The sequence below is a fragment of the Bradyrhizobium sp. BR 10261 genome, from assembly GCF_019455395.1.
GTDB classification, from domain to species: domain Bacteria; phylum Pseudomonadota; class Alphaproteobacteria; order Rhizobiales; family Xanthobacteraceae; genus Bradyrhizobium; species Bradyrhizobium manausense.
Genome location: NZ_JACOFQ010000005.1, coordinates 1 through 13,834 on the forward strand (window position 1 = coordinate 1; position 13,834 = coordinate 13,834).

11 protein-coding genes are annotated in these 13,834 nt (G+C 61.4%); 9 read left to right on the plus strand and 2 right to left on the minus strand.

Going from position 1 to position 13,834, the window contains the following annotated elements; translation table 11 throughout:
• Positions 1-370 (minus strand): AMP-binding protein (locus HYH07_RS06815; protein ID WP_312016651.1); only part of this gene is annotated, 370 nt, incomplete at its 3' end.
• A gap of 305 nt (positions 371-675) precedes the next feature.
• Here HYH07_RS06815 and HYH07_RS06820 point away from each other — a divergent pair.
• Both HYH07_RS06820 and HYH07_RS06825 read left to right on the plus strand, forming a co-directional pair.
• Positions 676-2,634 carry a primary-amine oxidase gene (locus HYH07_RS06820; RefSeq protein WP_220001776.1) on the plus strand — a complete coding sequence of 653 codons (1,959 nt, stop codon included), beginning with the start codon at positions 676-678 and terminating at the stop codon, positions 2,632-2,634.
• A gap of 124 nt (positions 2,635-2,758) precedes the next feature.
• Positions 2,759-3,907: an MFS transporter gene (locus HYH07_RS06825; RefSeq protein WP_220001777.1), complete on the plus strand. Its 1,149-nt coding sequence runs from the start codon at positions 2,759-2,761 to the stop codon at positions 3,905-3,907.
• Between the two features lie 15 nt (positions 3,908-3,922).
• Here the strand turns inward: HYH07_RS06825 and HYH07_RS36725 are convergent, their stop codons facing one another.
• A complete protein-coding gene (locus HYH07_RS36725) occupies positions 3,923-4,960 on the minus strand; it encodes a LuxR C-terminal-related transcriptional regulator (RefSeq protein ID WP_220001778.1) in 1,038 nt (345 codons plus the stop codon).
• Positions 4,961-5,610: 650 nt separating this feature from the next.
• Here HYH07_RS36725 and HYH07_RS06835 point away from each other — a divergent pair.
• The 7 genes from HYH07_RS06835 (at position 5,611) to HYH07_RS06865 (ending at position 13,801) form a co-directional block, all read left to right on the plus strand.
• Positions 5,611-6,894: an ABC transporter substrate-binding protein gene (locus HYH07_RS06835; RefSeq protein ID WP_220001779.1), complete on the plus strand. Its 1,284-nt coding sequence runs from the start codon at positions 5,611-5,613 to the stop codon at positions 6,892-6,894.
• Positions 6,894-7,670, plus strand: a complete 777-nt coding sequence (locus HYH07_RS06840) for an ABC transporter ATP-binding protein (protein ID WP_220001780.1) — start codon at positions 6,894-6,896, stop codon at positions 7,668-7,670. Before HYH07_RS06835 ends, HYH07_RS06840 begins: the two co-directional genes overlap by 1 nt.
• The gene (locus HYH07_RS06845) at positions 7,667-8,434 is read left to right on the plus strand and encodes an ABC transporter ATP-binding protein (protein ID WP_220001781.1); all 768 of its coding nucleotides are present in this window, start codon (positions 7,667-7,669) and stop codon (positions 8,432-8,434) included. The genes HYH07_RS06840 and HYH07_RS06845 overlap by 4 nt, the downstream gene beginning before the upstream one ends.
• A 3-nt stretch (positions 8,435-8,437) precedes the next feature.
• Complete coding sequence (locus tag HYH07_RS06850) at positions 8,438-9,319, plus strand: branched-chain amino acid ABC transporter permease (protein ID WP_220001782.1); 882 nt, start codon at positions 8,438-8,440, stop codon at positions 9,317-9,319.
• Between the two features lie 3 nt (positions 9,320-9,322).
• Positions 9,323-10,972, plus strand: a complete 1,650-nt coding sequence (locus tag HYH07_RS06855; protein ID WP_220001783.1) for a branched-chain amino acid ABC transporter permease — start codon at positions 9,323-9,325, stop codon at positions 10,970-10,972.
• 62 nt (positions 10,973-11,034) lie between these two features.
• Complete coding sequence (locus HYH07_RS06860) at positions 11,035-13,356, plus strand: LamG domain-containing protein (protein WP_220001784.1); 2,322 nt, start codon at positions 11,035-11,037, stop codon at positions 13,354-13,356.
• A gap of 79 nt (positions 13,357-13,435) precedes the next feature.
• Positions 13,436-13,801, plus strand: coding sequence for a hypothetical protein (locus tag HYH07_RS06865; protein WP_220001785.1), 366 nt, complete (start codon positions 13,436-13,438; stop codon positions 13,799-13,801).
• Positions 13,802-13,834 lie beyond the last annotated feature (33 nt).

Sequence of the window (13,834 nt, forward strand, 5' to 3'; positions counted from 1 at the left end):
AGATGATCTTGGCGCCGCCATGGTCGAGCTGGAAGGCGATCGAGGGCGCATCGAGACGGACGTTGAGCGCGTTGAGCACCGCGCCGACCATCGGCACCGAGAAGTGAAGCTCGTTCATGGCTGGAACGTTCGGGAGCATGGCTGCTACCGTATCACCTGCACCAACGCCGCACCGCCGGAGGTACGATGCAAACCGTTTGCAGCGCGCATGAACCTGCGCCCATGTGAAGCTGCGGTCTCCGTAAATGGTGCTTGTGAGATCTGGATAGACGGCTGCTGTGCGCGATAGAAAGCTCAACGGCGTCAAAGGCAAGAAATTGGCCGGACACTTATCCAAACCCACGTCATAGGGATTGTGCTTTTCACTCACCAGTCGCTCCCTCCCTGGGCACCAGTCGATTACGCCGCCGCCTGAGCGCAAATCAATCGTCCATCTGATAGCAGCACGCCCGAGCCTGCAGAATCGGTCGACTGACGTATTGTCGGAGAATGACGCGCAGCGGAAGCTCTGCGACCAGCTGGTTACGAACCGCACGCCGTCCATCGCTTGGATACGAGCGAGCATGGTTGGATCCAGCAAAGGCGTTGCTGAGGTGGTTGGATGTTGCAGATGAAGGCTGGTCTGCAATTCTCGGATTAGGCTTGCGCTGGATAGCGCCAAGAAGGAGGAAGATAATGGATACGGTCGTTGCTCCATCGTCCTGCAGCTGCTCGTCGGACGACCAACGTGCGGATGAAGTGAAGCATCCTCTTGATCCCCTGACCGCTGCCGAAATTCGAGCCGTCATTGAGATCGTTCGCAAAGATCCACAATATGGTGCCGACTTTCTCTTTGAGACGATCGAGCTTCTCGAACCGGCAAAGGCCATCGTTCGTCGCTACAGGTCCGGAGAGCAGATCAACAGAACTGCACGTGTTAATCTGTTTCAAATCAGGCAGGACGGTATCTGGCGGCTAACCGTCTCGCTGACCGAGCAGAAGATCCTCACCTCCAGCTATCTCCCGTCGGCCAAGCCGATGATCCAGCTCGAGCAGTTCACGGCCATCGAAGACGCCGTCCGCGCGGCTCCCGAGTTCATTGCCGCCTGCAAGAAGCGCGGCATCGAGGACATGTCGCTCGTCTGCATCGATCCGTGGTCGGCGGGAAATTTTGACATTCCGGGCGAGGACGGGCGCTATCTCGCCCACGTCTTCGCATGGGTGCGTCTACGACAGAACGACAATCTCTACGCCCACCCCATCGGCGGCTTGAACGCCGTGGTTGACATCAAGACCTACGAGATTATCCGCGTTGATGACCACGAGATCATCCCGCTTCCGAAGGCGGAGGTGAACTACGAGGCCGAATTCATCAAAAATCCGCGTACGCCCTATAAGCCGCTCAATATCGTTCAGCCCGAGGGCGTTTCGTTCAAGCTCGATGGGCATCGGCTGGAATGGGACCGGTGGTCCGTGCTTGTCGGTTTCAATTCACGCGAGGGCCTAACTCTGCATGATATCAGCTACGATGGACGGCCGATCGCGCACCGCGCGTCGCTGGTGGAAATGGTCGTCCCATACGGAACTACAGAGAAGGGGCATTTCCGGAAGAACGTCTTCGACATCGGCGAGTACGGCATAGGCAAGCTCGCCAATTCGCTGAAGCTCGGCTGTGATTGCCTCGGTGCCATAGCCTATCTCGATGCACATCTCGCAACGATGGACGGCAAAGTGGTCACCATCGAAAACGCGATCTGCATCCATGAGGAGGATGCCGGCCTGCTGTGGAAGCATTGGGACTTCCGCTCTAACAATGTTGAGTCGCGGCGTGCCCGGAGGCTGGTGGTTTCCTGCATCGCGACGGTCGCCAACTACGAATATGGGCTGTTCTGGTACTTCCACACGGACGGCTCGATCCAGTTCGAGCTCAAGGCGACTGGCATCATCAATACGGCCGCGTGCGAGCCGGGCCACCCCGGCAAATACGGCAGGGAAGTCGCCCCCGGCGTCGTCGGTCACATTCACCAGCACATTTTCTGCGCGCGCCTCGACATGAATATCGACGGTGACGAAAACAGTGTCGTCGAGCTCAACACGAAGGCCGATCCCTGGGGGCCGGATAATGCCTATGGCAACGGCTTCTACGAGGAGGAGACGGTTCTCAAGACCGAACTCGGCGCGTGCCGCCAGGTGAACCCGGCGACGCATCGGGCCTGGAAGATTATCAACCCCAATCGCAAGAACTGGGTTGGAACGCCGACCGGGTACAAGCTCGAGGCCAGTCACCCCGTGACACCATTCATCCATCCGGAATCGCCGTCGGGCAGGCGATCGACTTTTATCAAGAACCAGCTCTGGGTGACGGCCTTCGATCCCGAAGAGCGATATCCGGCCGGCGACCACATGAACCACTCGGATGGAACGGGAGGTGTCTCCGACTTTGTCAAGAAAAACCGGAATATCGAGAACACGGATATCGTGCTCTGGCACGTCTTCGGTCTTCACCACCAGGTCCGCCCTGAGGACTTTCCCGTTCAACCCTGCATCTTCACCGGCTTCAAGCTGATGCCCAGCGGCTTCTTCGATCGCAATCCTGGCATCGATCTCGCGCCCGACACGAACGCCGCGAGTTGTCATGCGCACGCCGCCGAGTAGGGCGCGGCTCGTCATCCGACCCGTCGCGTTCCAGCTCGCCCGACCGGCATCGCGGGCCGGTCGTGCCTCGTCCTTTGCAAGGGCAGCGTGCTTCAGGTGGTCGATCGCCTCCGCGATCGTCGCTTTGGCGATCTTTGCAAGCGCGGCCGCACGCGTCCTCCCTGCGTTGCTGGCCATCACGATCCAGCAAGATCGGGGCTTCCAGCCCCCCGACGTGTCCTTGCCGATCACGCTCGGCATTGCAGTCTCCGCGAGCGCATCGCCGTTCGCGGCGTACAGCCTCGAACGCTGGGGCGTTCGAGCGCCGTTGATCGGCAGTCTGGCCCTCCTTGCGTTATCGCTTGCAGCGACGACGCAGGCGGCGTCACCATGGCATCTCACTGTGGCCTGGGGGTTGGGTGTTGGTTTCAGTGGCTCTTTGAGCGCCGCCCTTCTCGGCGCGATGATCGGGAGTCGTGGCGGCGCGACGCATTGTGGGACACGCTACGGTCTCCTGGCGTCAATGCAGCCGCTGGGATCGGCGGCGGGACTGCTGCTGGCATCGCGAGCGGCCAACGCGCTGGATTGGTGCTTCGTGTTCCAGGCCGCTGCCGTTGGCGTGCTCGCCACGGCGATTGCCGTTGTCCTTGCCCCTATATCCGGTCGAGGAGCCTTGCTGCGAGAGCGCAAGTTCAAGCGGCATGGGGCAGCGCCTCCAAAGGAGAAGAACTGGCGCTTCTGCGTCCTTGCCACGATCTTCTGCGTCTGCGGCGCGTCGACATCCGGCTTGATCGATGGCCAACTCGGTATGATCTGCATGGGCACGGGCCTCGACCTCACATCGAGCGCCGATGTCATGGCGATTGTCGTGTTCGGCGGTGCGATAGGGAGTGTGGTGAGCGGGCATCTCGCGGACCGGTGCCCCGCGCGAACGGTGCTGGCGCTCTACTTCGTCGTCCGCGCGCTCCTCTTGCTCTGGCTTCCGTTCACCGGCTTCAGCTTGGTCGAATTGGCCCGGTTTGGCGCACTCTATGGTCTTGATGCGGCACTGACGTTCCCTGCACTGGTCAGGCTGATGTCCGGAAATCTAGGCGCGCGCCACGTCGGCAGAGCGATGGGCTGGATGACGGTGATGCACCTGGGAGGAGGCGCTATCGGTTCGGCCGGGATCGGCGCCCTCGGCCCCGCAGCCTACGCGGTCGGATTCGCCGGCCTCGGCCTCGCCTGCCTCGTGGCTGCGGGTCTCGTGGTGCTTCTGAAGGATGCGCGTGCGCAAGGCGCGCCATCCGGCTGAAATGGTTGCGGTCGATCAATGGCCAGCGAAGTTCCGAGACCGTCGGGAGGGGGACTCCGCAAGCAGCAGTCCTTCGGACACCGCGAGAGCCGCGAGTCGCGTGCGCGAGTCGCAGCCCATCTTTGCGAGGATGTGCTCGATGTGTGTGGAGACCGTGCGCGGCGACACGAAGAGTTGCTCGGCGATGTTGGGATTTGACGCGCCGCTGGTCACGAGATGCAGGATCTGTATCTCCCGGAGGGAGAGATTGTACGGCCAGCGAATGCATTGTTCTGTGATCAGGAGGATGTTTCCGCGGCAGGGCGTGATCGTAACCTGGTGACAGCGGCCTGCCTCGTCCGGCCAAACGAAGCGTTGAGCGCTGGGGGATTTCGCCTTCTCCAGCACGAGCCGCCGAAGCTCTCCGCCCTCGCCGAGATGCGGGCCCGGACTACGGTTGGGGAGATGAAACGCAAAACCGTTCGGCGAGACGGCGATGGCATAGGCGCCTGGCGCGAGCTCATCGGCCAGCAGCTGTGGTGTCCTGAGCTGATCGCAGATGTTCAGCAGAATCGGGCGGAATCGCTCCGTCATCTCACGGTGCTCGTCCTTGGCGTGCGCCTCCTTGGACCAGCTCATGTGGATGGCCCCAATGTAGCGGCCATCCGCGACGCGCAGACACATCGTCGAGCCTTCTCTGAAGCCATCCGGCATCAGGTATTCTTGAGCGGTGAATGTATCCGGCAAATAGAGATTCCAGTCACGCTTGTAGTCCCGCCAGCGCAGCGAATGCGTGTCTTTCTCGCGAGCGATCGCGTAGGCGGGGCAGGAGTTAGGGAATCCGTCGAGCACGTAGGACATCGTTCTGTCCGTATACCCGTCGGCGGCAAGAGAGCGATGGGTTCGGGATATCGGGTCCATCGCGATCAGGGCGATCGCCTCGCTCCTAACGAACTCGCGTAAAAGGCGGGTCACCTGCGTGGCCTGATCGATGATCTGATCATTCAGGGCCGCCGCCGGTGTATCGAGCCGCACCGTCGCTGACATCATATGGTCGATCGCTGCCGATTTCACGGTGAGCCTCCAGCTCGTGAAAGATCTTGCCGACGGTTCGTGATCGAATCTTCTTTTTGGCCGCTAACGATCCGTTAGAACCGGCGGCACTGCGTAGTGCTTCGCGTCCTCAGCAGAGCAAGGACCGCGCCAACCATTGCGAACTGCCACATGACCATTTGGCCATTCGCTCGGCTGATCTCGACCGTCCCGGATCGAGCCGAGACGGCGAGCTTAAAGCTGCAATTGCATGTTAGAGGCGGTTACTCCTTTAGTCAAAGCAGTGTCACACTCCACCTCATTCAGGGCCAACAACTCTGACGTAAGATGACTCTTAGCGCCGCCGGCTGATGAAAATCTGGGCGTGGCTTGCTGCGCAAGTCGTCACCCTGAGTTCAGTTCGCACCCGCAGCGTAGTTCTGGATCACACCGGGGCCCTCCAGGTCAGCTTCAAAATCGGTCAGCTGACGTATTGCTGAAAATCGGCAGAAAACCGAGGCTCTGATCCATGCGGTTCGGCCGAAACCTCCATGTCAGTCCGTGGCGATACGGATCGAGGCCGCTATCACCGGACGGTGCCTGACCGCATCGTCTTAGCCCTAACAGAAATCCGGCCTGGTCTCGGTCGCGATGCCGAAGACCCGCGCGCGATTGCAGGAGAGGTTGCTCGGATGGTTCTCAAACTCACCAGGCGTTCAGTGACCGCGGGCATCGGCGCCGCCATGGCCGCACCGTTCGTTGGACGGACGGCGCTTGCCGCCCAGCCGATCGTTCTCGGAGTTCCCTACTGCCAGACGGCCGCGGCGGGTGTCGCGGATCATCAGGACTTCCTGAACGGGACGACGCTCGCGACGGAGGAGATCAATGCCGCAGGCGGCATCCTCGGCAGACCGCTGAAGCTGTTCACAACGGATATGAACGTTCTCTCGCCGGAATCCTCCAAGCAGGCGCTGGCCGCCTGCGTTGATGCCAAGGTTGACGCGATCTCCTTTGCCTTCACGCTTGTCCCGCTGCCGGCGATGGACGCGACGGTGAAGTACAAATGTCCCTACATCAACGGCAACGCGCAACGCGCCGGCACCTCTGCCGTCAAGGACCAGCCGGACAAATACAGCCACATCTTCCAGTTTTGTCCGTCTGAGGTGAACTACGGATGGAGCTATGCTCTCTGGCTGGAAGACCAGGAGCAGGGCGGCGTCTGGAAGCCAAAGAACCGCAAGGTTCATATCATTCAGGAGCAGATCGGCTACTGCCAAACGATATCACGTGCGGCGCAGGAAGCGATCAAGCGGCGCGGCAAGTTCGAAGTCGCCCGCATTACGGATATTCAGTATCCCGTGCAGGACTGGGCACCGGTCATTCGCGAGATGAAGGAGGTCGATGCCGCCGCGATCATGGTGGACCATTGGGTGGCTGCTGAATACGCCGCGTTCTGCAAGCAGTTTGTGGCAAGCCCGGTGCGCGATTCGCTCGTCTATCTCCAATACGGCCCCTCGCAGCCGGAATTCCTCGAGCTTGCCGGTTCGGCGGCGAACGGCTTTGCCTGGGGCACGACCATGGGCATCTATGGCGACGAAAGGGGGCTCGCCTACAGGCAGAAGTACAAGAAGCGCTTCCCTGGCATTGCCGGGCTTGCCTATACCGGCATTGCCTACGATCAGACCTACTACCTCAAGAAAGCCTGGGAAGCGGTCGGCGATCCCCGGAAGTTCAGGGAGGTCTGCGACTGGATCCGGGCCAACCCGCAGCGCGGCGTCTGCGGCTACGTCGATATGGGCAACCCATATCAGGAAGCGCGCCATTTCCCAGACAATGGCGGCGACGAATTGCAGGCGCGCAAGCTCGAGGCCGGCGTCGCGCAGCTCTATGTCCAGATCCAGGGCGGTGAGCACAAGATCGTCTATCCCGGTCCGGTCTCGGAAACGAAGCTGATCTCTGCGCCGTGGTGGAGCTGATGCTCAGACAGATCTCCCGAAACGGTGCGGCTGAACAGGACGGGAAGACCGCCCTGTTCTCCTGCAGTGGCATCTCGCTCGATCTCGGCGGTCGCGAGATCCTCCGCGATATCAACCTGCATGTTGAGGCCGGGGAAGTGCTGGGCATCATCGGACCGAACGGCGCGGGCAAGACCAGTCTGTTTGAAATCCTGTCTGGCCGTATGCCGCCAAAGAGCGGCTCAGTGTGGTTCAAGGGCGAGAATGTTACGGGCTTGCCGTTGTATTCTCGCTCGCGCCTGGGGATCGGTCGCACGTTCCAGACGCCGGTCGTTCCTGACGAGCTGACCGTCGGCGAGACGTTCAAGGCGGCGCGTCAGGCTCATCGTCCGTTTCTCACGAGGTTCGATGCTGAATATGGCGCCGATCTCGTCGGTCTGAAGATCAATGATGACACCCCGGCGACGCAGCTCGAGACCTTCAACCGGCGCAAATTGCTGCTGGCCTGCCTGCTGATGCGCCGGCCCTCGTTGCTGCTGCTGGATGAGCCGGCCGCCGGCCTGATCAATTCGGAGGTCGACGAGATCGATACCCTGCTGCGGATCCTTGCCAAGGAAATGAACATTGCGATCCTCATCGTCGAGCACCGCATCGAGCTCCTCGGGACGATCGCCGACCGCATTCTGGTGATGGATGCCGGGGAGGTCATTTCCGAGGGACTGATGCACGACGTCATGGCTGATCCGAAGGTCCACGCGGCCTACTTCGAGGATTTCAGCGAAGAGGCCGATACATGAATATCTCCGTGAGCAACCATTTGCCGGGCGCTCCGGCGCGTCAGCCGCAGCGCGAGGTCCTGAACGTCAAGGGACTGTCCGCAGGCTATGGGCCGGTTCGCGTCATCCACGATCTCGACCTCGTCGTTCAGTGTGGGGAGCGGATCGGCATCGTCGGCTTGAACGGCCATGGCAAGTCGACCCTGTTCTATGCAATCGCCGGACTTACCGGCTGGCAGCGCGGCTCGATAAAGCTCAACGGCAGGGAGGTCGGCCGCACGCGAAGCCAAGGGCCGGGGCGCTACACCCACGAGATCGTGCGCGCAGGATTGGCGTTGATTCCTCAAGGCGACGAGATCTTCCATGGCCTGACCGTCGAGGAGCATCTCGATTCCGGTGCCTACACCGCGGCGGCCTGGCGCGATCGCGCTGCGCGCAAGCTCCGCATCCTGGAGATATTTCCACCGTTGCGGAAACTGATGGGCGTACCCGTGGGGCGCCTGTCGGGCGGCGAACGGCGGATGGTGTCGATTGGCCGCGGCCTGATGACGGATGCGTCTCTCTTCCTCGTCGACGAGCCATCGCTCGGGCTAGCACCCAAGATCGGCAAGAGCGTGATCAACGCCCTGATGGCCGTCAAGCTCGGGAATGCCGCGATGATCATCGCGGAGCAGAACGTTGCGCTGCTCGAGGGACGGGTGGACCGCGTCATCGGCATGCATGTGGGAAAGCTCAAGGGTGAGGCCTCGGCGGCCCTCGCGTTGAACGTTTATCGAAAGGCGTAAAACGTGGATATCTGGTTCATCGTCAGCAACACCATCGTCCTTGCGTGCATTTACGGCACGCTTGCGATCGGAATTTCGATCACGTGGTCGAGCCTAGGCCTGCTCAACCTTGCCTACGGCTTCATATTTGCATTCGCGGGCTATGGCTCCTGGCTCTTTGCGCAGCATGTCTCCACATCGGGGCCTGCAGTGCTGGCCGCGGGTATCCTCGCAGGCGCGCTCGGGGGAGTGATCATCTGTGCGGTCGGGTTCATACCGATCCACGACAAACCAAACTTCACCATTCGGGGGCTGATTGCGACGCTCGCGATAAATCTGATCGGCACGCAATTCCTGCTCTGGTGGTTCGGCCCGCGATCGAAGAGTCTGCCGGAGATCTTCGGCAACTGGTCGGTGTCCTTGCCGGGCGTGGTCTTAACGGCGGACAAGGTCGGGAACGTGGTGACATCCGTCCTGATATTGGCGGTCGTTCTGAGGTGGATGCAGTCGAGTCGCCGTGGCCTCGAAATCCGCGCTATGATGATGAATCCTCATGCGGCATCCATCGTCGGAATCGGCGTTCGGCGAACATCGTTCTACGTCATGGGCATCACGGGCGGTTTGGCGGGCCTCGCGGCCGTTCTTCTCTCCCAGACGTACTATATCTCGCCGTTCGGCGGACTGATGCCGATGATCAAGGGCGTCAGCATTGCGCTTTGCGGCGGCCTCGGCAGCGTGCGCGGCGCCGTCATCGCCGCTATCGTGCTCGGCCTCAACGAGGCGCTGACGGGCATATCGATCGGCGGCCGCTACGTTCTCATCACCCAGTTCGTCGTGATTATCGTCATCCTCTTGGTCCGTCCGCGCGGCATCGCAGGGCTGCTCGACAAGGCGAGGGAGGCCTGAGCAATGTCAATTAATAGCGGCATCAAGTGGCGCAATCCGCTCTTCGTCTGGGGCGGCAAACGTGACGTCGAGGAGCTCCCGACCATTCCGTTCCACAGCCACCAGGAGGTCTGGCAAAGAACTCGTCGATCGGCGACGAAGCTGAATGCGGTCGGCCGCCTGCGCTACTACTACAAATGGCCAGGCCACGGCGGAACGATGTGGAATCGTCTTCGCTACTGGCCGACACGCCGCCGCGTGCTTCGCCTCCGCGGTGAGTATAACCCAAAGACCTTGCGCGCGGAGAAGACGATCGTCGACAAGCGGCCCATCTGGTGGATGTTGGGGCTTCTTGCGCTGGCGATCGCTCCCCTGTTCACGCCAGGCGATCTGCAGAACACGCTGCTGACGGCGGGAGCCACGTTCGGCATCTATGCTGCTATCAGTCTGTGCTGGATGCTCATCATGGGAACTGCGGGCGTTTTTTCGCTCGCGACCTATGCAGTCGTCGGGACGGCAGCGTTCGTCACGGCATTGCTTGCCGTCAAGTTCGCATTGCCCTGGTGGTTGTTGCCGCCGCTCGGGGCTCTGGTGGGGCTGGTCTTCGGTGGGATCATCGCGCTGCCGGCCACGCGGCTCGACGGATTCTACTATGCGCTTCTCACCCTTGGTCTCAACGAGCTCTGCCGGGTCTACTTCGTGACTTCGAAGGAGTTCGGGTCCGCGAATGGCGGCCTGTACGGTGCCACGACCTACATACCGGAAGACTGGTCGCAGCTAGGTCAGTTGCTCTTGGCGTATTACGCCTGCTTCGGCCTGATGCTGCTGGCTTTGCTGCTTTACCGGTTCGTCAACGGCCGCCGGCTCGGGCGGATCCTGCGCATGGCACCCGAAAAGCGCGAGGCTTTCGCTGAGGCGACAGGGGTCAACTTTCGCCAGGCGCGCGTCTGGGTGTTCCTCGTTTCGTCGGCGGCGCTGGGCTTCATCGGCGGATTCTACACCTCGAATTTCGGTGGCGTGGCGTTCTCGATCTTCAACTTCGATACCGTGCTACTCGGCCTCGCCATGTTGGTAATCGGCGGCGTTGGACGTGCCGAAGGCGCGGTGGTCGGAACGCTCATCGTCGTGTTCTTCGACCAGGTGCTGAATACGTGGGGACCGGCCCGCTTCATGATCATCGGGCTCATCATGCTCCTGGTCGTGCTCTACCTGCGTAACGGACTGTTCTGCATCAAGGCGCAGTTCCGTGCCTGGCGCGACAAGAAGAAGAGCGAGCGGCGATCGACGCGAGCGGAAAAGGGCGGCGAGATGCTACCCGAGGAAGCGACCGAGACCGAGGACAAGAGCGTCATCTACCAGCGGCGCCACGACAAGATGACCCGCGACCATCTCAAGACTCTGGTGTCTCCGGAGATCATCGAGGAGCATCGCCACTCCCTCAACGGGCAGCACAGTGAGGCGCTCGAACGGCTGCTGATCTACTTCCGCACCCGCCCCCAGGTGGAGAAGTACGCCATCATGGCCGTGGAACGCTTCGAAGGATATCGCATCGTCGCTCTATCCGGACATCGTGGCGTAGCGCCGCGTGTGGTGGAGGACCGAATCTACGCGACGCCGGATGAGGCCTGCCATGGCGTCTTCATGCGGCGCGTTCAGGATCTACTGGAGTCCTGATCGCGGAGGAAGCGTTCCGATCTGCGCGGCGGACGCTGGGCCTATAAAGGAAGGAGTTGGCGGTGACACCGGTCAGACTTTTTGGTTACACGGACAGGATCTCGGTCAAGCCGGGCGAGACCCTCCAGTTTCACGTCAGCGCCGAGGGGACGGATACCGCCGAGGCGCAACTGGTGCGCCTGATCCATGGCGATCAGAACCCAGCAGGGCCAGGCTTCGTCGAGGAAGAGGTGGCGTGTACTTCGAACGGCAGGTGGCGGGTCGAGCCGCAGTTCACCCAGGTAGGATCGTTTCTCGAGGTCGATGATCCAGAGGGCCGGCTGGCATTCGCAAATAGCTTCACTCTGTTCGCCTTCGTTCACCCGACTTGGCCAGCATCCGGAAAGCGGCAGACCATAATTGGTCGATGGGCCGGCGATCAAAAGCGGGGTTACGGGATCGGCATCGACGAGAAAGGTTATCTGCAGTTCTGGATCGGACGCGGCGAAGAGGTCGAGCGCCTGACCGCTAACGTGCCGCTGCAGGTACAGATGTGGTATTTCGTGGCCGCGACCTTCGACGCCGAGACCCGGCGTGCGACCTTGCACCAGGTCGGTGTCGGCAACAGGTACAACGGCCTGTTAGGCAAGGTCGCCCTGGTGGACTACGAATCCCGCAAATCTGCGGTTTTCCGGAGCAAGCCCGGTAGCCTGGACTCGACTCCGTTTCTGATGGCAGGTTCGGCTAGCCGCAACGCGGAGAGGCGGGTCTGCGTGGCTGAGCTCTATTGGGGCAAGATCGACCGGTGCGGTGCATTTGATCAGGTCTTGCAGCCCGCCGAGCTCGACACGATCAGGAGCGGGCTCGTCCCTGCGATGGACAGCCTGGTCGCCTACTGGGATACGAGCGCCGGCTACACCGACCGCGGCATCGGTGACCTCGTGGTCGACGTCGGCCGGCACAAGCTGAATGCCCGAGGATACAATCGGCCCGTTCGCGGCCAGACCGGCTGGAACTGGGACGGCTTCACCGATTGTTTCCGTCTGGCTCCGCAAGAGTTCGGGGGGATCGAGTTTCATGCCGACGCGCTGACGGATTGCAATTGGAAGGCGACCAAGGCCGTCGCCCTGCCGCACGGTCTCAAAAGCGGCTGTTATGCCATGAGGCTGCGATCTGGCTGGGGAAAGAGCGTCAGCGAGGAGCATGTCGTCTTCTTCGTGCGGCCGGGAAGGCCGCGGGCGCGTATTGCATTCCTGTTTCCGACACTCACCTACCTTGCCTTTGCGAACGAGCGCCTGAGCTTCGATCACCCGGAGCGCGAAGCTTTGACGGGACAGTCGGCTGTGCTGTCCGATATCGATATCGAGATGCATAGGCGAGACGATTTCGGGCTGTCGACATACGACATGCACGCCGATGGCAATGGCGTGTGCTACAGCTCCTATCATCGTCCGGTCATGAACATGCGGCCGAGGTACAGGATGCCGAGCCTCGATGTGGCTTCGGGATTGGCTGCGGACCTATCGATCATCGCATGGCTGGACCAGAGCGGCTTCGAGTACGAGGTCCTGACCGACGAGGACCTCCATCGCGACGGGTCGCAGGCGTTGTCGCCGTACGCATGCGTTATCAGCGGCTCGCGCCCGGAATATTACACCGAGCGAATGTTGGATGCGACCGAGGATTATATCGCCGGCGGCGGTCGTTACATCTATGCAGGCGGCAACGGGTTCAACGCCACGGCCGGCATTCGCGAGGGCGAACCATGGATCATGGAGTGTCGACGTCGCGATGATGGGTACAAGCCGTGGGTGTCGCGCTACGGCGAGCACTACATGGCAACCGACGGGATGCGTGGTGGTCCCTGGAAGGTGCTCGGACGGGCGACCCAGAAGCTGGTTGGCATAGGCCTCAGCAGCTCTGGCGGTGGACGAAGCGAACCGTACCGGAGGATGCCGGACAGCTATCACCGCACAGTGTCCTGGATCACCAAAGGTGTCGATGGCGAGATCATCGGTGACGCCGGTCTTGCCAATGACGGCGCCGCGGGGCTGGCGCTCGACTATTATGACCGCGCTCTGGGCACGCCGCCGCACACCAAGATCATCGCCTCGTCGGGGGGCCACACGGACAGCTTTGTCGTGAACCAGCAGCTCGTCCTCTATTCCTACCTTGGGCTCTATGGGTCGTACGACTGGCGGGTTCATGCCGACATGACCTACTTCACGGCCCCCCATGGCGGTGCCGTGTTTGCATGTGGCTCGGTCGCATTCGCGCAATCGCTGCCGATCAACAATTTCAGGAACAGCGCATCCCGCGTGCTGGCGAATGTCGTGGAGGCATTCGCCAGGGACGGCAGGTTGCCCGGGTTCGCCTGGGTCAATGAGGAAAAGCAGTGGGCTTGATGCATCCGGTAGGGGAAGCCGCGTCGGCACGTTCCGCGGCCGTGGGTCAGGTCGAATATTTGCAGGTGGAGAGCTGAGGATGCTGCCTCTCGAATACGACAGGTCCGAGGACCGCGACATCATCGTCCGGGATCGCTTCGACGGCTTCCGCCGCGACTTTCTGCGGACGCTGGTGAACCCCGAGGTCATCGAGGAGCACCGGCGATCGCCTTTGGGACAGCACAGCGAAAGGCTCGAGCGACTGTTGATCTATTTTCGTCAACGCCCGCTCGAGCAAAGATATGCGGTCCGGGCCGTCGAGCCGTTCCGGCGGTATCAGGTCGTCAGGCTCTCTGGACGTCGGGGAGTCCCCCCGCGTTTGGTCGATGATGCCGTTTACACGTCGGCGAACGATGCCCGTCACGGCCTGTTCCTGCGCTGCATCCGCGATCTTCTCGAAACCTAGTGCAACACGCCTGCCGGGCAGGGCACCTGGTCC